A 20,538-nucleotide genomic window follows, 5' to 3' on the forward strand; every position below is an offset into this window, starting at 1 on the left:
TTTAACTTCCCAATTGTAACCTAAAGGGGTTATTGTGTTTTCTCTTAATAAAGGAAATCTTACGGAACAAAGCATTAATTGTGCAGATCCGAAAGATTTCAGAAAAGTTTACGATGCCACGATGCAGCTTCTGTTCAAAATCTCATACAAAGTTGTGGATGATGAAGAAGCTGCCGAAGACTTGGTGCATGACTCATACATCAAGGCAAATGAGAAAAAAATGGTTTTTCCGTCTATGGATGATGCCAAATTCTGGCTCATACGTGTCGTAAAAAATGCTTCGCTGAATTATGCAAAGCGAAAAACGAGAGAAGCGAAGGCTTACCACAAGGCTCTTTATGAAGGCCGGCAGCAGATGGACAGCGGTGAAGTTGATCTGCTTAAAAAGGAAGCCCAGAATATAGCACTCTCGGCACTCAAGAAGCTTCCCGATAATCTCAGGGAAGTTCTTGTTCTTCGCGAATACGGAGAAATGAATTACAAAGATATCGGCAAGCAGCTCGGAATTTCCGAAGGAAATGTTAAGGTAAGAGTTTTTCGCGCAAGAGAGCAACTGACAAAACTTATAGGAGAAGAAGATGTATACCTGCCCTGAAAAAGACATCCATTCTGTTTATATAGACAATGAACTTCCCGAAGCTTACATTGCTGAATATGAAGCTCATGTAAAAAACTGTCCAAAATGTGCAGCCGAACTGGCACTCCTCAGAAATCTGCATTCTGTTTTTAAAGCAGACAGTAGCAATATCACTCTGGACAGCCGCGCCATGAACGACAGTTTTGAAAGACTTCAGGCAAGACTCTCCTACTCAAAAATAGCAAAGGCAAACTCCGGCAGTTCAAACGGAATCAAATTCCGTGACACGGTAAAATACATTGCTGCAGGTATTGCGGCAGCAGCAGTTTTTGCAGTCGTTATTCCTGTAAGAACAGCAAAAACAACGCACGCTCCTGCTTCTGACTTCACACCTGTTGCAAGGGTATCCCTCTCATCCCCTGTTCAGCATATAAGAACAGACGGCAAAATAGATACAACTACTTTATCAAACCTGCTGGGCAGCCGCGAAAATACTTCCGGGGCAATTCCCATGACTGTATCTGCAATTCCGGGGCTGAATTCAATTCCTTATGCAAAGACAGAATCTACAAGTCCTTCATTTGCAAGTTATGATGTTTTCAGTCCTGTATTCGAGGATGAACATAATAATTCCCTGTCAAAAACACCGCGTGGATTTTCTTTCTATATATCAAGTCCGACTGCAAACATTACCTTCGTGACAGGAAACTAAAGTGTCTTTTTTTCTAAACTATAAACAGCTTCTCAAAAAATCACCCGCTGTCCGGACCGTAACATGGGCAGCGGTTATCTGTATTGCCATCGTTCTTACCGCCATAATCGGAAGAAACGTAACAAAAAAACCGGTAATCAGCCACATAGACCCGCCCGTCGGAGCTCCCGGGGACATGATGGTAATAGAAGGAAGCGGCTTTGGAAACACAAGGGGAACTTCCTTTGTAGAAATAGCAGACTCAAAAGTTACATCTTCAGGCTATGTTTCATGGAGCGACACGCAGATAAGGATTGCAATTCCTTCCAACGTACAGGACGGGCTTGTTGTTGTAGGAACTTCGGCCGGCCGTTCTGAGCCAAGCTTTTTTGCAAACAAAACAGGTATTCCGGTTGCAGTAAGGGCAGATCCGTTCACAACGCTCCCTTCCATTACAAGTGTTGAACCTTCTTCGGGAGCCGCCACAGGACAGGTTCTTACAATTACAGGATCAAATTTCGGTACAACACGGGGAACTTCGGGCGTATTCTTTACTTCTGCCGCGGAATCCCAGTCTTCAGAAACTGCATCTTCTTCTCAACAGGAAGGCGTTTTTATTCAGGCAAACCCTGCAAACTTTGACTATGAATTCTGGAGTGACAATGAAATACGCGTAAGAGTTCCTGACGGTGCCGCTTCGGGCAGCATTTTTGTAAAAACCGAAAAAGGTGTCTGCGAAAACTATAAAATCATGCTTAACTATCCCGCCGGTAAAAAGAATTTCGGCAGCAAAAGAACGTATGTTGTTCAGATTACGGCAGATATTTCAAACAATGAGTCCGGTCAGGATTCACCGGTGGCACTTTACATGCCGCGGCCGCCTGTTTCTGCAATGCAGCCTTCTGCCGTTCTTAACGACTACTATCCGGAGCCTTTAATCAAAGATGACCCTTATACAATAATCCACCAGAGGCAGCTTAACCACATAATCAACAACAAGGAGCGCTTCAGCCAGACTTTTGTCATTGAAGTAAGGCGCATAGAATCTTCAATTATTCCCAAAAATATCAGGCCCTACAAAAATACGGATTCTGCCCTTTACGTTTCGGCTACTACACCTGATGAATGTGTTCAGTCCGGTGATGAAGAAGTTCTTGCCCTTTCGGATAAAATTGTTGGCAGGGAAAAAAATCCTTATACCCAGGCAAAGTTAATCTATAATTTCATGATAGAAAACTATTCAATCAACGAAAAAGTCCGTACCGGCAATGTTTCTGCACTGGATCTTCCAAAAAGAAAAACCGGCGACGCATACGACTTTGCCATTCTTTTTACGGCACTTTGCAGGGCCCGGGGTATTCCTTCTATTCCGGTGAGCGGTGTAATTGTAGAAAGCAACTCTTCTGCAAAAATACACTGGTGGAGTGAAGTTTATTTTGAAGACTTCGGCTGGATGCCTGTTGATCCTGCTCTGGGAGCGGGGCTTGAATTCAAGGCATTCAGTTCTGTAAAAAACCCCGCGGAATTCTACTTTGGAAATATGGACAACCAGCACGTGGCATTCAGCAGGGGATGGCACCAGATAAAGCCCGCGTTTATTAACGGAAAAACCGTATTCAGGCCGCGTACATATGCTCTTCAGTCTATCTGGGAAGAAGCGGGAAGTACTGTCTCGAGCTACAGTTCACTCTGGAATAACCCTGCAATAATCGGCATTTACTAAAGGACATCTATAAAGTCAACAGATTTTTTTACATAAAGAGGATTGTATGAGAACAAAAGTACTTAGCGTAGGCGGTTCAATAATCGCACCGAATGAACCGGACACAGGTTTTCTTCTTGAATTTTCACAAATGGTAACGGAATGGCTCGATGCCAACGAAGATGCCAGGCTTATTCTTGTTGCCGGTGGCGGCGGTCCTGCAAGAATTTACCAGAATTCCTACAAAAAAGTAGCAGAAGGATTCAGCAGTATCCAGAAAAAGAATGCATCTTTCGCCGATACCGATGCACTTAACTATGCCTGCGACTGGCTTGGAATAATGGCCACAAGACTTAACGCACAGATTCTCAAGACTGTATTCGGCCCTTTGTGTCCGCAGGATGTTGTTACCGACCCGACAGCCGTTTCTGACTTTAAAGGACGCATTCTTGTTGCTGCAGGCTGGAAACCCGGATTTTCCACTGACAACGACGCTGTCCTTCTTGCAGAAAGATTTGCTGCAGATACAGTTGTAAATCTTTCAAATATAGAAAAAGTCTACACCGATGACCCGCGCAAAAATCCCGATGCAAAGCCTATAGACAATATTTCCTGGGCTGAATTCCGCAAAATGGTCGGGGATGAATGGGTTCCCGGAAAAAACTGTCCTTTTGACCCGATTGCTTCAAAAAAAGCGCAGGAACTTGGACTTACTGTAATCTGTGCCGGTGGAAAAAATATTCCCAACATAAAGTCTATTCTTGACGGCTCTGATTATATTGGCAGCACAATAAAATAAGGAAAAAGCGAATGTCAGTAAAAAAAAGCATACTGTTTCTGGCATCCGCATTTTTTGCGGCTCTGCTCTTGTCGGGATGTGTAAGTCTTGGCCAGCCGGAAGAAAAAATTTCGCGCAACCTTGCTGGGAAAGGTATAAAAACACAGAACGAACTGTACAACTTCTTTGTTTCTGAAAATCCTGATGCAGACAGAGCCACGGTTAAAAGAATGGCTACCCTTTACATACAGGAAGCGGCAGAAGAAGGAATAAACAGCGACTGCGCTTTTGTCCAGATGTGTCTTGAAACAGGCTTTTTAAGATTCGGAGGACTGGTTACCCCGCAGATGCACAATTACTGCGGGCTAGGCGCAATAGACGAAACACAGCGCGGCGAAGTATTTCTTACCGAAAGGGACGGAGTCAGGGCTCACATCCAGCATCTGCACGCATATGCAACTACAGAAGACAAAATACTCAAAAATGAATGCATTGACCGCAGATACAAATATGTAAAACCGCGCGGAAAAGCACAGACAATTGCAGGTCTTTCGGGAACATGGGCTGCAGATCCTTCTTATGCCGTAAAACTCGAAAACCTCATTTCACGCCTGGAAAAGTTCTGACCAGCCCGCACCTGTTTTTCCCCGTAAATTCTGTTCCAGACTGCATATAATATAAAAAACAACAGTTTTTTTAATATCCTTTACAGAAAACTGTTGTATATTTAAATAAAGAGCCTCTCGATTGCCGACGGTCTCTTTATTTAAGGTTTGCGTTGCAGACTTTCCCCTAATGGAGTGCAGTTATCTTAAGGGAAGTTCTAAAAATTGCATTTTTTAGAGCTAACTTTGAAAATACGATGTTCTAAGTCGCGATATTATAGCAACTTAGAGATTGCCTTAATTTACCGGGGTTTTTATGGAAACTATACAGGACTTGGGATCGTACACATTTCCTTCCCTACTTAAAAATTCACTCAAAAAATTCGCATCAAGACCGGCACTTGCACTGATTGGCCAAAAAGAAGTAACTTATGCACAGCTTGCACAAAACAGCGAAAACGTGGGCAGAATGCTTGCAGCCCTCGGACTTAAGCCCCGTTCAAAAATAGCACTTTACGGAACAGGCCGCCCTGAATGGGGAGAAGCTTACTTTGGCATAGTAAACTACGGAATGACTGCAGTTCCGCTTTTGCCCGACTTTTCGCCTTCAGAAATAGAAGCTATTCTTGTTCACTGCGGGGTAGACGCAATAATTGTAGAAGAAAAACTTTATTCCCACATAGAAAATATTAAGAACGGAATGCCTTCTATTGTAATAAGGCTTGACGATTTTAAGATTTTAAAAGGCGCTCAAGGCTCAATCGAAGATTTTATACACAAGCCGCTGCCGGAATGCAATGTTTCAGAGGAAGATACCGCTTCTATAATCTACACTTCGGGAACAACCGGCCGCTCCAAAGGCGTCGAACTTACCCACAAAAACCTTGTCTGGACAGCTGTTCAGGGACAGACAATTCACCGCGTAAACAAAATGGACCGCTGTCTGTCATTCCTGCCGCTTTCTCATGTCTACGAGTTTACAATCGGCTTTACCATGCAGATGATGAACGGTTCGTGTGTATACTATCTTGGAAAACCACCGGTAGTAAGTGCACTCATTCCGGCTTTTGCAAAGGTTCAGCCTACCATAATATGTTCTGTTCCGCTGGTAATGGAAAAAATCTTCAAAAACAAAGTGCTTCCCCAGTTCACGTCAAATGCGTTTATATCTGCACTTTACAAAATACGCCCTGTTCAGAAGATTCTGCACAGAATAGCCGGCAAAAAAATCATGAAAACCTTCGGCGGACATGTTGTATTCTTTGGAATAGGCGGGGCAAAAATTGACTTCAAAGTGGAAAAATTTCTTAAGGACGCAAAATTCCCTTACGCAATAGGCTACGGCCTTACCGAAACATCTCCACTTCTTGCCGGAAGCGGTCCTAAAATAACCATTCCCGGTACAATAGGAATTGTTCTTGAAGGCGTTACTCTGCGAGTGCTTAATCCCGACCCTAAAACCGGTGTAGGAGAAATTATTGCAAAGGGTCCGAACGTTATGAAAGGCTACTACAAAGACGAGACACTTACAAAAGCCGCCTTTACTGATGAAAGCGATGAATGTGGGCCCGGCTGGTTCAAAACAGGAGACCTTGGTACCCTTGAAAAAAAGAAGGGTCTCGTAAGACTTTCGTTAAAGGGGCGCAGCAAAAATATGATTCTTGGTCCCAGCGGTGAAAACATTTACCCCGAAGACATTGAATTCATTCTTAACCAGCACCCGCTTGTCTCAGAGTCGCTTGTTGTAGAAGCAGACAACGGACTTGTAGCACTTGTTCAGTTTGATGAAGAAAAGCTTCAGAAAGAAGCCGAAGCGCGCACTCTTAAAGATAAAATTGAAGGCTTTGCAGAAGCGGCTCAGCGTCAGGCAGAAGAAATTGCGCGCGATGTTGCGTACCAGAAAGAAGCTATTCTTGGAGAAATACAGTACTTTGTAAACACAAAGGTAAACAAAAGTTCCCACATAGAAAAGGTTCAGTCCGTAACAAAGTTTGAAAAGACAGCCAGCCAGAAAATAAAGCGCTATCTTTACGACCTGAAGTCAAAGGTTTCAAAAAAATAAAGCTTACAGGCAATGCACTTAAAAAACAAAAACGGCAGTTTGAAGGCGAATACTCTCGCAATCAAACTGCCGTTTTTTTTCAGTATGGACTAAAATCAGACAAGGCCCTGAGCTACCATAGCATTTGCAACTTTTACAAATCCTGCGATATTGGCACCTGCAACATAGTCACCTTCTGTGGCATACTTCTTTGCAGTCTCATATGCGTTGTCATGAATATTTGTCATAATCTGCTTGAGCTTTGCATCTACTTCTTCGAAAGACCATGAAAGGCGCTCGCTGTTCTGGCTCATTTCGAGACCTGAAACTGCAACACCACCGGCATTGGCAGCCTTTCCAGGAGCAAAGATTACACCGTTCTTCTGGAAGTATTCAATGGCTTCTGCACGTGTAGGCATGTTTGCACCTTCTGCAACCAGTTTTATTCCGTTTGCAACAAGTTTCTGTGCATCTTCAAGGTAGATTTCATCCTGTGTAGCGCACGGAAGAGCAAGGTCTGCCTTTACGCCCCACGGCTTTTCACCCTTAAAGAACTTTGCCTTCGGGAACTTCTTTACATAAGCGTCTACCTTTTCGTGGTTGGCGCGGAATTCCTTAACGTATGCAAGCTTTTCTGCTGTGATTCCTTCTTCATCAAGAATGTATCCTGTTGAGTCAGAAAGTGTGAGCGGTTTTCCGCCAAGTTGAATGAGTTTTTCTGCAGCATACTGGGCAACGTTTCCGTCTCCAGAAATAATTGCTGTCTTTCCCTTGAAGTCCTGTCCAATCTTTGCAAGCATACACTCAACAAAGTAGATAAGTCCGTAACCTGTAGCTTCTGTACGTGCAAGTGAACCGCCGAATGAAAGTCCCTTTCCTGTAAGAACACCAACATACTGGTTGGTAATTCTCTTGTACTGTCCGAACATATATGCAACTTCTCGGCCACCGACGCCCTTGTCTCCTGCAGGAACGTCTGTGTCAGGACCGATGTGGCGGTAAAGTTCTGTTACGAAAGACTGGCAGAAGCGCATAACTTCGGCATCGCTCTTTCCGTGTGCATCAAAGTCAGAACCACCCTTTCCGCCGCCCATTGGAAGAGTTGTAAGAGAATTCTTAAGAACCTGCTCGAATCCAAGGAATTTAAGAACATCAAGACCAACTTCAGGACTAAAGCGAAGACCTCCTTTGTAAGGTCCGATTGCGCTGTTGAACTGTACGCGGAATCCGCGGTTTACATGAGGCTTACCCTGATCATCTGTCCAAGGTACGCGGAACATGATAATGCGTTCAGGTTCAACAAAACGTTCCAGAACAGCGTTCTTTTCGAGTTCCGGCATTTTGTCAACAACAGGTGAAATTGTCTCAAGTACAAGACCTGCAGCCTGAAGAAAGTGTCCCTGATCTGCATAGCGAACGCTGATTTCGTCCCATACGCGTTTGCAGTAAGCATTCTTAATTGTATATTCCATAAGTGTAACCCCTAGTCCTGCAATTATTTGCAATGACTTTAACTATACTAAACTATTTTTTTGATTTTGAATAGTGTTTTTTTACGGCTCAAAACAAGAATTTCTTTACAGTTGACACCTTTAACATAAGACTTTAAAATACAGAAAGTTTCAGAGTCAGTTCAAAAACTTTTTGAACTTATCTGTGTCAAAATTCCGGATTCAATTTATATTCCGGAGTAAAAATTAACTGGAGCTTTTTATGGAAAAGATGTCGCTTAGGGAAAAGTACGGTGCATATTTCAAACAGCTTGCACAAGATTCCAGGGCAGCCGCAAAAATTGACGAAACCAATGTTTACCAGCCGGGAAATTCAACCAACCGAGTAACAATGGATCTTCTGGTTGAACAGAATCTGCTTCCCGAAAGCTATATTGATTCAATTGAAAATTTTGAAGACTTTTACAGACAGGTAAAATCAGGCAAACACGGGCTTATTCTTATGGAACATTATTCCAATACAGACCTTCCCGTCCTTCTTTACATGCTTGAACACTGCGGAACAGAAACAACAGCCGAACTTTCCAAAAATATTGTTGCCATTGCCGGAATGAAGCTTAACGAAGAAAACCCGATTGTAAGAGCCTTTGCAGAAAGTTTTACACGCGTTGTAATTTATCCTACACGAAGCCTTGAAAAAAATGAAAAAAACGCACAGTCAGAAGAAGAAATAAAAGCCGAAGAACAGAAAGCGAGAAAAATAAATCTTGCCGCAATGCACGCAATGGATACCTGCAAACGCCGCGGTGAAGTTATACTTGTATTCCCTTCAGGCACACGTTACCGCCCCGGACACCCCGAAACAAAAAAAGGTCTGCGCGAAATTGACAGTTACTTGAGAATGTTCGATATAGTTCTTCTTATAAGCATAAACGGAAACATTCTTGAACTGCGTGACGATGACATGCTTAACGACGTTGTAGGTCCTGACAAGATGGTAATTTCTGCATCTCCTGTAATTGACTGCAAATCTTTCAGAAAGGATTACCTTGCAACGCTTCCGGCAGACGAACCCGATCCGAAGCAGAAAATGATTGACCATGTAATGGAAATCCTTGAAGCCCAGCACAACCGTGTAGAAGCCGAAAGAATTAAAAAATAAAAAATTCAAAACAAGGTGGAAACTATGTCTGAAAAAATTGAATGGAATGACAGTTATCTTCTGGGAATTCCCGAAATTGACAACCAGCACAAAAAACTGTTGGAACTAGCAAATGACCTTCATGAAGCAGCTGCCGGTTCGGAAGAAAACTACAAACTCAACATGTCAAAGGTTCTTAAAAAACTTACTGACTATACTGTGTATCACTTTTCGAATGAAGAAGATTTCATGCGCAAGTACGGCTATGCCGGTGTGGACATTCACAAAACTGCCCATGACAATTTTATAGGCGAAGTTAACCACCAGATCAAGCAGCTTTCTGATGACAAAAAAGAAGACGGAATGAGGTTCTACTCTTATATGGTAAACTGGGTTCTGACACACATTGCCAAAGCCGACAAAATTTGGGCCGCCTACGTAAAAACAAAACTGTAATCGTTTCCAAAACCACGAGTATCAAGACCAAATTCAATCAGTTTTCTAACCACGAGTTTTAGCCCACACTAAAAGTGCGTACTGAAACTCGCCAATATTGATTAATCCGCTCCGCGGATTAATCAATATTATTTCCCTACACAAAAACGGGAGAAGACGCTTCCGAGTATATCATCGGGGGTTACTTCTCCTGTCACTTCGCCAAGACTGTCCAGGGAATCTTCAAGATCCTGAACAACGGCATCCAAACCGTATTCACCGGAAGATAGTATTTCAAGTGCATGGTTTACACGTTCAAGTGCTTCATTTACAGAAGCTTTCTGTCTTTCAGAGCCCAGTCCTGTTATACCTGACTGTGATGATGTTCCGGCAAGAAGAATTTTTCTTACAAGAGCTGCAAGTTCCCCTACCCCGTCGCCACGCTTTGCCGAAACAGATGCACATTCAGCATAAAGCGAACCGTCATTTTTGGGAACAGGTTTACTCTGCGGTGAATCACATTTGTTCCACACGAGAATAACCGGAATGTCATTCTGCGCTTTCAAGAATTCTGTGTCATCAGAAGAAAGTCCTGTGCGGGAGTCAACAAGATAAAGAAGAACGTCTGCTTCACTGCTCAAATCTTTTGCAAGTTCCACGCCCTTTGCTTCTATTTCATCACTTGTAGAACGCAGGCCGGCAGTGTCAAAAAGTCTTACGGGAATTCCGTCAAAGTCGGCCCAGCTTTCGAGCCAGTCTCTTGTGGTTCCTTCTATGTCGCTTACAATTGCACGGTCTTCCTTAAGCAGACTGTTGAACAGACTTGATTTACCGGCATTGGTTTTTCCGCACAAAACTACGCGTGCTCCGTCCTGATAGAGTTTTTCACTTTTCCATGAGTCCGAAAGCCGCATTAACTTTTGTCTGGCTTCGTTAAGGTCCGAAGGGTCAAAAGTATCTGAAATATTTTCTTCGTCTTCGGGGTATTCTATTTCTACTTCGATTGAAGCCAGCGTATCTACGACAAGCTTTTTTACCGATGCAATCTCTGAAGTAAGTGTTCCGGAAAGTCTTGCAGCGGCTTTTGTACGTGAAATGTCTGTTTTGCTTTCTATAATTTCACGCACGGCTTCTGCACGGGTTAAATCTGTGCGTCCGTTGATATATGCCCTGAATGTAAACTCACCACGTTCAGCACGGCGAAAGCCGTTCCGCAGAAAAAGAGCAAAAACTGCCCTTACAACAGAAACGCCTCCGTGACAGAATATTTCTATCATGTCTTCGCCGGTAAAGGATTTTGGTGCCCTGTAAACGGCAGCCATAACTTCATCTACGCGGCAGTCCTGTTCCGCCCGTGCAGGGTCTTTTATCCAACCGTAAACTATTGTGTTTGGTGCGGCAGACAAAAGTGCCTTTGGCCTTGAAAAAAAATTTGCAGCAAGCTCAATGCAGTTTTTTCCGCTGGCTCTTACAATACCGATTGCTCCCGGTGCAAGAGCTGTGGCTATGGCAGCAATGGGCTCTTCGGGCGTGTATCCTGTGTTAGTCATGAACTGCTCCGAACGGCTCTATTCTAAGAAGATTGACCGGTACCGAAGCTGCGTCAGAAAGTTCAGGTTCAAGAACAGTATTCAATATTGAAATCATTGCTTCATTGCGTTCTTTTTCTGAATCTGCATTCTGGGGAACGTTTGTGCTGTCTTTTTTCCCAGAACTGAATGCAGGAAGCCGTTTCTGAAGATCTGCTTCGTCTGCTGCCCACGGAGAAACTTCGTCATCTTGCGGATCGGGACTTATGTCTTCGTAATTCTTGCCGGAATTGTTCCAGTGCATGTAACCGTGGTCAACGCCGTCACGTACTCCGAATATTTCGCGCAGAACATAATTTTTGTCATAATGCTGCCTGTCGTAACGCACGCCCATATAAAATGCCTGAACCCACGGCCGCACAAGAATATGGTTTCTTCCGATGACGGTATTTCTGTAGCTTCCGTAAAAATAAATTCTGTACGGACGCTCTTTTACCGGCGGATATTCCAAAAAGTCTTGCTCGAAGTGTGACGGATAGAACATAGGACAGATAACATCAACATAGTCGCTCATAAGTTCAACGTCCTGTCCTGTACGTGTTCCGCTGCGGTACCAGCCGTTTGCGCCGTAAATGTCTATTCCTATCGGAGCATTTATGTTGTCACGCGCATATGCCAAGAATGAAACAAGCGCACTTTCCTTGTCCATGCCGCTGTCACGCCATCTGTATTTTGCCCGGCGAAGATTTGTTCCGTCTGTCGGGAATCTTATGTAGTCAAACTGAATCTCGTCGAATCCGCGTCTTATAAGTTCCTGCGCAATTTCTACGTTATATTCCCATACTTCTTCACTGTAAGGGTCAACCCAGTTTTCGTCATAATAGACAGTTTTTGTTCCGGTAACATTTCCTTCTTCGTCCGTTACATCTTCTGTTCCGCGTATTCCTACCCATGGGGAATTTGTTGCATCGTCCCAGACTGCGTACTGTTTTTTACCATAGGCTGCCAGATTTTTGTCCTTGAACACAACAATTCTTGCAATAAGATAAGTTCCGTCTTGCTTGAACTCGCGCGTAAATGTGTCGAGATCAATTTTGTACTGTGTGGACTTTCCTTTCTGTTTAAGAAGCGGACTTTCTGGTTCAAATCTGAGCAGACCGTAGTCGTCCTTCATGTCTATTACGAGCGAGTTAAGTTTGTTCTGCGAAATAATGCGGCGGTATTTCTGAATGCCTTCCATATTCCGCATCTGATAGGCAGAAACATAAATTGCCTTTTTCTTGTCTGCACGTAATCCCCACGGCGTAAGAGGCATGTCGGGATTCAAAAGCCACAGTTCTGAAAGGGTAAGAGCGCTGCCTGTTCCCGAAAGAGAGGCCGGTACATAAGCTGAATTTACCAGAGAACGCGGTGCATTCAAAAGAAGACGCCAGTTTTCAAACCCGTCTATGTCGGCCGTTTTTCCGTCTGCAAACAAAAACTGGCGGACTTTTCCTGGAGTAGAATATGCAATTCCTTCTGGTGTCTGGCAGAGTCCGTCTATTGTATCGCAGGGAAGACTTCCTTCGTAAATTTTTATGGCGCGCTTGTTTCTCCAGTCAAACCGGTAGATGTTAGGCATAAAACTCTGTGAAAGATAAATTTCTGTTCCGACAGAACCGTCTTCACGCTTTGTTACAACCGGAATTATGTCTGCAATTTCGTCGGGCTGGGTAAGACTTGGCATTGCTGCAAAACCGGCACTTACGTCCTGCCATGAAGGTCTTGCGGCATCTGCTCTGTAATAGCTTAAGCCGTATATCGGATGCGACATAAAAACAACCAGTTCAGTTGCAGATTCTGTTCCGCCTGAAGAATAAACCGGCATATGCGAAACTGCAACGGCCTTCATTCCGGCTGTTCCCGTACTCATTGAACCGATTGACTTCCAGGTTTTTGCACCGTCGCGCGAAAGATAAACGGCATCCTTTGTTGCGGTAACAAGAATGTCGGGATTAAAAGGGTCGACGGCTATATCTTTAAGGAGCGGTGCTTTTTTTACAAGATTCTTGTTTTTGCCGTCATAATTTTTTATCGTAAGAAATGGAATTCCGTTGTTGCATTCAGTAAAGGTCTTTAAATCTGCAGAAGACACAATGCCTTTTTCTGTAACAAAATACCAGCGTGCCGAAGTTTTAAGGATGCGTTCTACACCGCCTTCTGTCCAAAGAGGTTCCGCAAGTCCCGTAGGCAGAACCCTGTAAAGGCCGTTTTCTGTTCCGACAAGAAAGTTATTGTCAGAACCGGCGGCACTGCGTTCTGGAAGAGACTCGGGAAGTCTGTAAAGCGGTTTTGTCTGACCGAACAAAGCCAGACTCAGGTTAAACGAAACAAAAGCAAAAGCACAAATTTTAAAAACAAAACTTCGCATATTGTTAGTATCGGCAGTTTTGTTTCAGGGTTTAATTTTGTTTTCAGAAACTGATGTCTCCGTCACCGCAAACCGCAAACCATCTTGCGTTTCCTTTAATCCAGTATCTGTCAAAGACATCAAGCACTTCTTCAAAAGTAGTGTTTCTTACCTGCTCAAGCTGAATCTTGTCATAGTCAATGTCGTTGAACTGAAAAAGATTGTAAACCATGCGCTCGGCCATTCCACCTGAAGAAGCAGAAGACGCGTATGTTGACGTAATGTACGAATTCTTGTAGGAGTCAAGTTTTTCGGCCCCCGAGGCAAAAACGTATGTTCCGTCAGGGGAAACATCTTCTATTACTTTGCCCTGCGCCATAAGAGTGCGTGCTTCTTTCATGTAGGATGCAAAGTTTTTTTTGTCAGAAACGTTAACAAGAATTTCTGTTCCGACAGGAGCTTTTGAACCTATGACAGAACTTGAAGGACTGTAACATGCACCATATTTTTCGCGCACAACATTGAACATTATGTCTGAATGAATCTGGGAAGCCAGCACTGCCGGAATAAAATCATGCGACGTATTGGCAGGTGAAGCAAAAACTCTTGCGACATACGCTGTTCCGGCTGCCGACGGATGGACTTTAACAACAGGTGCAGTTTCTTCTATTACTACAGGTTTTATTTCAGGATTTGCCTGCTGACTGCCTGATTCTTTGCGCTCAAGACGGCCGAGTGTTTTGTCAAGAATTTTTACCACCAATTTTGTGTCCACACTGCCTGTTGCCACAACAAAAATTCTTGAAGGATCCATAAGTTCTTTGTGAAGCATTTTCATGTTTTGGGCCGTAATTGAAGCGAGAGAATCCTCCTTAACCGCAACAGTTGTTTCGTAAGGATGGCCTTTGTAAACGCTGTCCATAAGTGTTCTGAAAAGAAGCGACGGTGGATTGTTCTGTGATTTCTGCACTGACGTTCTGCATTCAAGAAGAAGATTCTGCATTACTTTGTCTTCAAACACGGGGTTTATAAAACCGTCTGCAAGTACACCAAGCATACGCGGCATATATTTGTCCAGCGTGGTAACACAAAGTGCACTTCCGCTCATTTTGCACATACTGCCTACAGATGAACCTGTTTCAAAAGAGATTTTGCGGCGGCTTTCGTAGTCATACTTTGCAGAACTTTCGGCCATGACAGAAAACAGTGCTGACTCGAGTCCTGACATCTGTTCGGGAAGGCTCTCCGTTCCGCCACGTACAGCCACATATACTGATGACATGTGTCCGTCGCTTTTGCGTACATAAACCGGAATTCCATTTTTTAAAACCGCAGACTCAACCGGAACCGTTACATGTTCATTTTTTTGTGAAGAAGTCTTGTCCTGAACGCGGTACACATCCTGCGGCGAAAGTTGGGGAACATTATGCGCAACTTTTGTCTCGTCACGTGCAAATCGGCTTTCGTTACACCAGACAGAATTTTCCTGTGTTATAAGGGTAAATGAAGCTTCATCAAAAGCGGTTTTCTGTTTTTCATAGGTAACGGGGTTTACAAGTACCGCGACCAGAGGCTTTTTGTCTGTAAAATATCTGTCAATAAAAGAAGCAACGTCTTTTTGCGAAACCTGCCTCATGTTGTCTATATAAGTATAATAGTAGGAACTTTCAACTACCGACCACCAGAAACTAAGGTTTGACATAAGCGCACCCGCCGTTTCACAGGAGCGCATCATGTCGTCGTTAAGGTTTGTGGCAATCTGCCGTACGCGTTTTTTTGAATAAAGGCTTTTGTCTGCTGCAATCTGCGGAAGTATCTTATCCTGAATAAGCGAAGACATTTTTACCGCACGGCCGGCCAGATTTTCCTGTGCGCGTGAAAGAGTTGCACCGAATGAAAAAAGCCCGTTTGCCTTTACGGTCCTGTAGCCACCGTAAACATAATCTGTACCCGGAACAGACAGTTCTTCGTCACCGGCAAGCTGTGTTTTGAATATTCCGGATGGGTCAGAAAGAAGTGTTTCCAGGTAATCTGCAGAATATGTATCTTCTATGTCAAAGGCAGTGTCCGGTCCTCTGTAGTAAATTTCTACATAGGCGGAATCTTCGGGAAGCCTGTCGTATGGAATTACACAATATTCTGTTTGGGAAAGCGGTGCGGGATTCTGCCGTACAGTCTGCACCGGGGCGGAATTTTCGTTATTGCTCCAGGTGCCGAATATTTTTTTTACAAGTTCCAGCGTTTCCTGCGGATTAATGTCGCCGCCAATAAAAAGGGCTGAATTGCACGGAATATAAAACCGTTCCTGTATGTCGCGCATCTGGTCAAGTGTTGCCTTGCTTACAGACTCAAAGGAACCACGCGGGTCAGTTTTGTAAGGAGCATCCGGGAACATGCGTGAATTTATTCCGTATGAATAGACCGAAGAAGGGTCTGAAAAGTCCCCTTCAATTTCTGCCATTACGACTTTTTTTTCGCTTTCAAATTCTTCGGGTCTCATAAGGGGGAATCTTACCGCCGCATTCCAGAAAGCAAGCCCTTCTTCTAGTTTGTCTGAAGGAATTGTGAAAAAGTAGTTTACCCTGTCTACACCGGTACTTCCGTTCCAGGATGAAACTCCAAGTTCTGAAAGAGCCGCAGTTACAGAAGCTGCTGTAGGGTTAAGGGAATTTCCCTTGAAAATCATGTGCTCATACAGGTGAAAAAGACCGGCTGTTTCTGGGGTCTGGGATATGGCACCGGTTCTTACCGCAATTTCTATGTATACAAGCGGAACATTGTGGTTTTCGGCGGCGAATACCGTTAGTCCGTTCTCCAGAGTATATTCATGCAGATTTTCTACCGGAGTCTGCATGGCAAAGGCGCGGACGAGGATTGTGGCTGAAAGTACAGCGAGGATTACATTTTTTCTTATAGTTCTCATATTAATATAAACTCTATCACAATTTTAAGTTACTGTTCAGTGTGCAAATTAATTCCGCATTTTACATGAAGATCCGCGTGGTAAGACGCAGTTTGATTAGATAAGTGCAGCGCAGGCTAAAATGCTCCCAGTCGGCCGCAGAAATCGAAAACCGGCCAATATTGGCCTTGACGTGATTTTTGCGTAGAAACTATCGTTTGTCGCTTCGCGCCAACTAAAAATCAAGTCATTTCCGCTTCCCGCGTCCTCCTTCGCGCATTTTAACTTTCGTTAAGTATTGTCTTTTTAGACGTACGTCTTCCCATACGGACGTTGCTTTTACAGATACGAAGTAACAAAATTTCTTCAAATCAGCACAAAATATTGGACATAATTGATATTTTTACGGTTATGCATTATACTTAAACAAACTGCGGCTAGATTTTATGGAGTGAAGCATGAGCAATAACGAGATTGTACCAGGATTCGATGAAGAAAAAGATTCCAGTCTCAAAATTAGTCTTGAAAAAGTCGAAAACAAGGAAAATACTATTCTGATTATTCTTAACGGCTATATTGATACATATAACTCGGTTTATTTTCAGAATCAGGTTGGCAGAATAGTTTCCGCAGGATATATAAATCTTATTTTCAGTTGTGCAGGACTTAATTATGTATCCTCTACCGGAATCGGCTCATTTACGGCATTCCTTAAGTTGGTAAAACCAAAGGGCGGTGATATTGTTCTTCTGAGCATTCAGCCCAAAGTATACGAAGTATTCCAGCTTCTGGGATTCAGCCAGTTCTTTAACATCAAGGAATCTCTCGAAGACTCGATTTCTTTCTTCTCAGAACCTGCTGTTTCTGCACAGACATCTTTGTTCCCCAAAGTATTTGTGTGCCCGGTATGTTCACGCAGACTCAAGGCTACAAAGAGCGGCCGCTTCAGATGCTCTGACTGTAAGTCTATTCTTGTTATTGACCAGCAGGCTCAAATCTTTTTGGGATAAGCCGGAACAACAAGCACTTTTTTAACGCATATACTGCCCTTCCGCTAACTGTGGGAGGGCTTTTTTATTTAGTTATGATAACAGAGACGCGGGTGTACGGGAAGATCCGCGCGGGAAAAAGCAGTTTTGGTAGATAACTGCGTCTGCCCGTACAGGTTAAAATGCTCCCTGTCCCCCGAGGAGATGCATTTACATTGGCATACTGTGGAAGACATTTTATACCATAAATTGTGGATAAATACTATAATTACTTATATTATAATCATTTATTTTGTGTAAAACCTGTGGTAAAACAGTGCTGCCCCTGTGAATTCATGTTCTTTGAATTCGGACTATGTAGCGAATTCTTGTTTTTATTCCCTGTCCGTGATATGCTTTAGAAAGATGAAATCTTCTGGTAACCAAGTTTTGCAAAATATACTTAAGCTTATACTCGCATACATACTGATTGTTCTTGTGGGAACGTCGGCATGTGCTGTTCTGTACATGATTTATACAGCCTGTTCATCTATTGTTGCAGGCGAAGGACTTTCTGCGCTGAGTTTTTCCCTTTTTCTGGGGGGTGTGATTCTGGTTGGACCGGTTACGCTTATGCTCGGCGGTGTGTTCATGTGCTTTTACATTATTAGACACAGACTGCACAAAGCCGTTTACATTTCAATCTACTTTGTACTGGGTCTTGTTTCGTGGCTGGTGCTTGTTCCCGTTTGCATGAACCTTTATGCATCTGCGCAGAACAGCCTTCAGCAGCCAACAGAAAAACGCCACCTTTCCCCGGGATATTTCAGAACTGACGGAACAAAAATCCTGTTTTATTCCGCAGTAAGAGAAAACAATATTGCAGACGGACTCTGCATTGACACAGCCGCCCGCGCAGACAACGAAACAAATGTTTATACATTCAAAAATGTAAAGGCTGCTGACTCATATACAGGATTTGCCGATCCACTCATACAAAAAAATGTACGCATGCCAAGAGCCATGGAACTTGTAACGGGAACTTTCGGTATTTTTATAGCAGAATGTCATGCTGCATATGAAGCAGGATACCTTACATGGATTTGTTACGCAACAATGGGTCTTGCAATGCTCGCGGCGGTTTTTCTGACAGCCATTTCAAAGTGGCGGCTTGTTAACGTAATAATCATTGCCGGAAACATCATTACGGTTTTTGCAGTCAATATAACAGTCGCAGGCGGAATGCTCCTTCAAAACGCAGACAGCTTTCTGAAAAATTCACTCGGCTTTATGCCCAAAAATTCCAGTCCGGTTCAGCTTATATTCAACATAACATATTTTATCCTTATTCTCATAATCGGAATTATTTCCTTAACGAAAAGAGACATTTCAAAAACGGGAGAATAAAAAACAAATGAAAAAAATTCTTGTCTGCATGGGAATATACACAACGCTGGTTTTTATTTTGTGCACCGGCGTTTCATTTTTTCAGAGTGTTCCCGTTCTTCTTGAAGGAGCTGCAGCAGGGTACAGATTTCTTCGCGGAACAGAATACTTTCTTTCACTTTTGCCTGTTATTTTTATAAGCGGAATAACATTTGCCTGTTCAATCCAATGGCAGAAAGGAACAGCAGACAGTGCAGTACGTTTTTCACACGGAATGACCGTACGCTTCAAAAATATACTGATTGTTTCGTTGTTTATAGTTTTTATTCTCATGCTGAATACAGAAATTTTCATTCCTTCAGTCAAAGCGCAGATTGTTCAAAAAGAAAATGCTCCTGTAGAACTTGAAGAGTCTCTTGCGACATCAAAAATCATGCTCCAAAAAGGTCGCCCTCTTCTTGCATTGCAGTACGCACAGAAGGCATGCGACATAGCCCCGGACGACATTTATGCAAACCGCCAGCTTCATCTTGCACAGAACAGTGCGGATCTTGCCCGTGACCGCGAGCTTCATGAACAATCCCGTGTCAAACCGCAGCAGGTATCAGAAAAAGCAAAAGTGAGCGCCGCCGGAATTTTCAACGAAAAAGGATATTCCGTAAAAGAACTTATAGAAAAATCCAAAACTGCGGCGGCCTCGGGCGACTGGTTCAATGCACATTACTGGGCTCAGATTGCCGTTCAGTGCTGTGAAGGAACTGAAACAAACAGAACCGAAGCCATTTCTGCTGCAAACGATGCGTGGAACAAACTGAATGAGCCCAAAGCCTTTGGTTCAGAAAAAGAACGTGCCTATTACGAAAAAAAATACGAAGGATACAAACTTCTGTTAAGCCGTGACTTTTTAAAATCATACTACATCTTTCTTTCGCTGGAGTCTTCTTCACAAACAATAGAAGCCGATCCCGATGTAGAAGAATTTCTTTCACTTGCAAAAAAAGGCGTAGAAAGCATGTATTTTTTCTTTGACGAAACAGACGGAATGATCCGCATGGAAAATACACACAACATTTATTTTGCGCTCAGCAATTCTGACGGAACAAAAACTGTCTTCTATATAAAAGGCGCAATGGACGTAAAAGGAAACGGCGGTTCGGTGCGCTACCTTGAATCGCTGGATGTTGTAAACTACGGGCGCAACGGAGTGTTCAGATACGCATTTCACGCACCTTACGCAAAAGTTATTGAACAAAATGCAGCAGACTTTTCTGCAAACGCACGAACATTAATGGGATTGGCAAAAGAATGGAAGTCAGTTCCTTTTGTTCAGCTTTGTTCCGTTTCAAGAACCGGGGAAGGAATTATCACCAGCCCTGAATTCACGTTCAAAGAAACAGGAATTCCTGACAAAATAGTTTCTGAACTTGGGTTTTCAAAAGCCGGAAATGATGCAGGAACAGAAACCAACATAAAGTCAGAATTTATTCCGTTTACTTCGATGATTCTTCCGATGCCTTATTCCGATTTTGCTGTTATAAGTGAAGCTTCGTCCGGAGCACAGCAAATGCCTCTTTATTTTCTTGCAGGATTTGTAAAAAAAGCCGTTCACTACGGTTTTTCTGCAGAAGTGTTTTCTGAAATTCTTGTTACGCGGGCAATGTATCCGCTGTTTATGCTCATAATATGCATTATGTGTGCCGTAGCCGGGTGGAATTACAGAATAAGCGACAAGTCAGCGCTGTTCAAATTTTCGTGGCTTATAATAATTCCCCTTTACGGATTTCTTATGTTTATTATTTTGAACAGCTGTTATTATCTTTTTGGAATGCTCAATTATCTGATTGTAGGAATATTCGGAATGGGGGCACTGGCCGCGGCAACGGTTTTTTACACAATTCTTTTTGCCCTTGCCTCGCTGAATTTTCTTTCGCGCAAGAACTAAA

At 43.3% G+C, this 20,538-nt stretch carries 15 protein-coding genes; 11 read left to right on the plus strand and 4 right to left on the minus strand.

Going from position 1 to position 20,538, the window contains the following annotated elements:
* The first annotated feature begins 34 nt into the window (after positions 1-34).
* The 6 genes from IWA51_RS11170 to IWA51_RS11195 all read left to right on the plus strand — a co-directional run bounded on the left by IWA51_RS11170 (position 35) and on the right by IWA51_RS11195 (position 6,415).
* Positions 35-595, plus strand: coding sequence for an RNA polymerase sigma factor (locus IWA51_RS11170; protein WP_177528386.1), 561 nt, complete (start codon positions 35-37; stop codon positions 593-595).
* The gene (locus tag IWA51_RS11175) at positions 579-1,289 is read left to right on the plus strand and encodes an anti-sigma factor family protein (RefSeq protein ID WP_198442479.1); all 711 of its coding nucleotides are present in this window, start codon (positions 579-581) and stop codon (positions 1,287-1,289) included. Before IWA51_RS11170 ends, IWA51_RS11175 begins: the two co-directional genes overlap by 17 nt.
* Before the next feature lies 1 nt (position 1,290).
* Positions 1,291-2,991 carry a transglutaminase domain-containing protein gene (locus IWA51_RS11180; RefSeq protein WP_198442480.1) on the plus strand — a complete coding sequence of 567 codons (1,701 nt, stop codon included), beginning with the start codon at positions 1,291-1,293 and terminating at the stop codon, positions 2,989-2,991.
* A gap of 46 nt (positions 2,992-3,037) precedes the next feature.
* The gene (gene pyrH / locus IWA51_RS11185; protein ID WP_177528389.1) at positions 3,038-3,769 is read left to right on the plus strand and encodes a UMP kinase; all 732 of its coding nucleotides are present in this window, start codon (positions 3,038-3,040) and stop codon (positions 3,767-3,769) included.
* Positions 3,770-3,780: 11 nt separating this feature from the next.
* The gene (locus tag IWA51_RS11190; protein ID WP_177528390.1) at positions 3,781-4,374 is read left to right on the plus strand and encodes a glucosaminidase domain-containing protein; all 594 of its coding nucleotides are present in this window, start codon (positions 3,781-3,783) and stop codon (positions 4,372-4,374) included.
* Between the two features lie 295 nt (positions 4,375-4,669).
* Positions 4,670-6,415 carry an AMP-binding protein gene (locus IWA51_RS11195; protein ID WP_198442481.1) on the plus strand — a complete coding sequence of 582 codons (1,746 nt, stop codon included), beginning with the start codon at positions 4,670-4,672 and terminating at the stop codon, positions 6,413-6,415.
* Positions 6,416-6,510: 95 nt separating this feature from the next.
* Here IWA51_RS11195 and gdhA read toward each other — a convergent pair whose 3' ends face one another.
* Positions 6,511-7,866 carry an NADP-specific glutamate dehydrogenase gene (gene gdhA, locus IWA51_RS11200; RefSeq protein WP_177528392.1) on the minus strand — a complete coding sequence of 452 codons (1,356 nt, stop codon included), beginning with the start codon at positions 7,864-7,866 and terminating at the stop codon, positions 6,511-6,513.
* 241 nt (positions 7,867-8,107) lie between these two features.
* Between gdhA and IWA51_RS11205 the strand changes: the two genes are divergently transcribed.
* Positions 8,108-9,007: a 1-acyl-sn-glycerol-3-phosphate acyltransferase gene (locus IWA51_RS11205; protein ID WP_177528393.1), complete on the plus strand. Its 900-nt coding sequence runs from the start codon at positions 8,108-8,110 to the stop codon at positions 9,005-9,007.
* Positions 9,008-9,031: 24 nt separating this feature from the next.
* A complete protein-coding gene (locus tag IWA51_RS11210) occupies positions 9,032-9,442 on the plus strand; it encodes a bacteriohemerythrin (protein ID WP_177528394.1) in 411 nt (136 codons plus the stop codon).
* Between the two features lie 128 nt (positions 9,443-9,570).
* On the opposite strand, the gene mnmE is transcribed toward IWA51_RS11210, so the two are convergent.
* The 3 genes from mnmE to IWA51_RS11225 are packed head-to-tail and all read right to left on the minus strand — an operon-like array spanning position 9,571 to position 16,262.
* On the minus strand, positions 9,571-10,971 hold the full coding sequence (gene mnmE / locus IWA51_RS11215) for a tRNA uridine-5-carboxymethylaminomethyl(34) synthesis GTPase MnmE (RefSeq protein ID WP_198442482.1): 1,401 nt from the start codon (positions 10,969-10,971) through the stop codon (positions 9,571-9,573).
* On the minus strand, positions 10,964-13,360 hold the full coding sequence (locus tag IWA51_RS11220) for a putative glycoside hydrolase (RefSeq protein WP_198442483.1): 2,397 nt from the start codon (positions 13,358-13,360) through the stop codon (positions 10,964-10,966). Before IWA51_RS11220 ends, mnmE begins: the two co-directional genes overlap by 8 nt.
* Positions 13,361-13,403: 43 nt before the next feature.
* A complete protein-coding gene (locus tag IWA51_RS11225) occupies positions 13,404-16,262 on the minus strand; it encodes a M16 family metallopeptidase (RefSeq protein WP_198442484.1) in 2,859 nt (952 codons plus the stop codon).
* A gap of 437 nt (positions 16,263-16,699) precedes the next feature.
* Here IWA51_RS11225 and IWA51_RS11230 point away from each other — a divergent pair, with 437 nt between their 5' ends.
* The 3 genes from IWA51_RS11230 (at position 16,700) to IWA51_RS11240 (ending at position 20,537) form a co-directional block, all read left to right on the plus strand.
* Positions 16,700-17,251, plus strand: a complete 552-nt coding sequence (locus IWA51_RS11230) for an STAS domain-containing protein (protein ID WP_198442485.1) — start codon at positions 16,700-16,702, stop codon at positions 17,249-17,251.
* 384 nt (positions 17,252-17,635) lie between these two features.
* Positions 17,636-18,616: a hypothetical protein gene (locus IWA51_RS11235; RefSeq protein ID WP_198442486.1), complete on the plus strand. Its 981-nt coding sequence runs from the start codon at positions 17,636-17,638 to the stop codon at positions 18,614-18,616.
* Positions 18,617-18,623: 7 nt separating this feature from the next.
* Positions 18,624-20,537, plus strand: a complete 1,914-nt coding sequence (locus IWA51_RS11240) for a hypothetical protein (protein ID WP_198442487.1) — start codon at positions 18,624-18,626, stop codon at positions 20,535-20,537.
* Position 20,538: the final 1 nt, after the last annotated feature.

This window comes from Treponema peruense, from assembly GCF_016117655.1.
GTDB classification, from domain to species: domain Bacteria; phylum Spirochaetota; class Spirochaetia; order Treponematales; family Treponemataceae; genus Treponema_D; species Treponema_D peruense.

Excerpts from the sequence above, each read along its gene's own strand:
- IWA51_RS11195 (WP_198442481.1), top strand. The coding sequence starts at position 4,670 with ATGGAAACTATACAGGACTTGGGATCGTACACATTTCCTTCCCTACTT.
- gdhA (WP_177528392.1), bottom strand. The coding sequence starts at position 7,866 with ATGGAATATACAATTAAGAATGCTTACTGCAAACGCGTATGGGACGAA.
- IWA51_RS11210 (WP_177528394.1), top strand. The coding sequence starts at position 9,032 with ATGTCTGAAAAAATTGAATGGAATGACAGTTATCTTCTGGGAATTCCC.
- mnmE (WP_198442482.1), bottom strand. The coding sequence starts at position 10,971 with ATGACTAACACAGGATACACGCCCGAAGAGCCCATTGCTGCCATAGCC.
- IWA51_RS11190 (WP_177528390.1), top strand. The coding sequence starts at position 3,781 with ATGTCAGTAAAAAAAAGCATACTGTTTCTGGCATCCGCATTTTTTGCG.
- pyrH (WP_177528389.1), top strand. The coding sequence starts at position 3,038 with ATGAGAACAAAAGTACTTAGCGTAGGCGGTTCAATAATCGCACCGAAT.
- IWA51_RS11220 (WP_198442483.1), bottom strand. The coding sequence starts at position 13,360 with ATGCGAAGTTTTGTTTTTAAAATTTGTGCTTTTGCTTTTGTTTCGTTT.
- IWA51_RS11205 (WP_177528393.1), top strand. The coding sequence starts at position 8,108 with ATGGAAAAGATGTCGCTTAGGGAAAAGTACGGTGCATATTTCAAACAG.
- IWA51_RS11175 (WP_198442479.1), top strand. The coding sequence starts at position 579 with ATGTATACCTGCCCTGAAAAAGACATCCATTCTGTTTATATAGACAAT.
- IWA51_RS11230 (WP_198442485.1), top strand. The coding sequence starts at position 16,700 with ATGAGCAATAACGAGATTGTACCAGGATTCGATGAAGAAAAAGATTCC.
- IWA51_RS11225 (WP_198442484.1), bottom strand. The coding sequence starts at position 16,262 with ATGAGAACTATAAGAAAAAATGTAATCCTCGCTGTACTTTCAGCCACA.
- IWA51_RS11235 (WP_198442486.1), top strand. The coding sequence starts at position 17,636 with ATGAAATCTTCTGGTAACCAAGTTTTGCAAAATATACTTAAGCTTATA.
- IWA51_RS11240 (WP_198442487.1), top strand. The coding sequence starts at position 18,624 with ATGAAAAAAATTCTTGTCTGCATGGGAATATACACAACGCTGGTTTTT.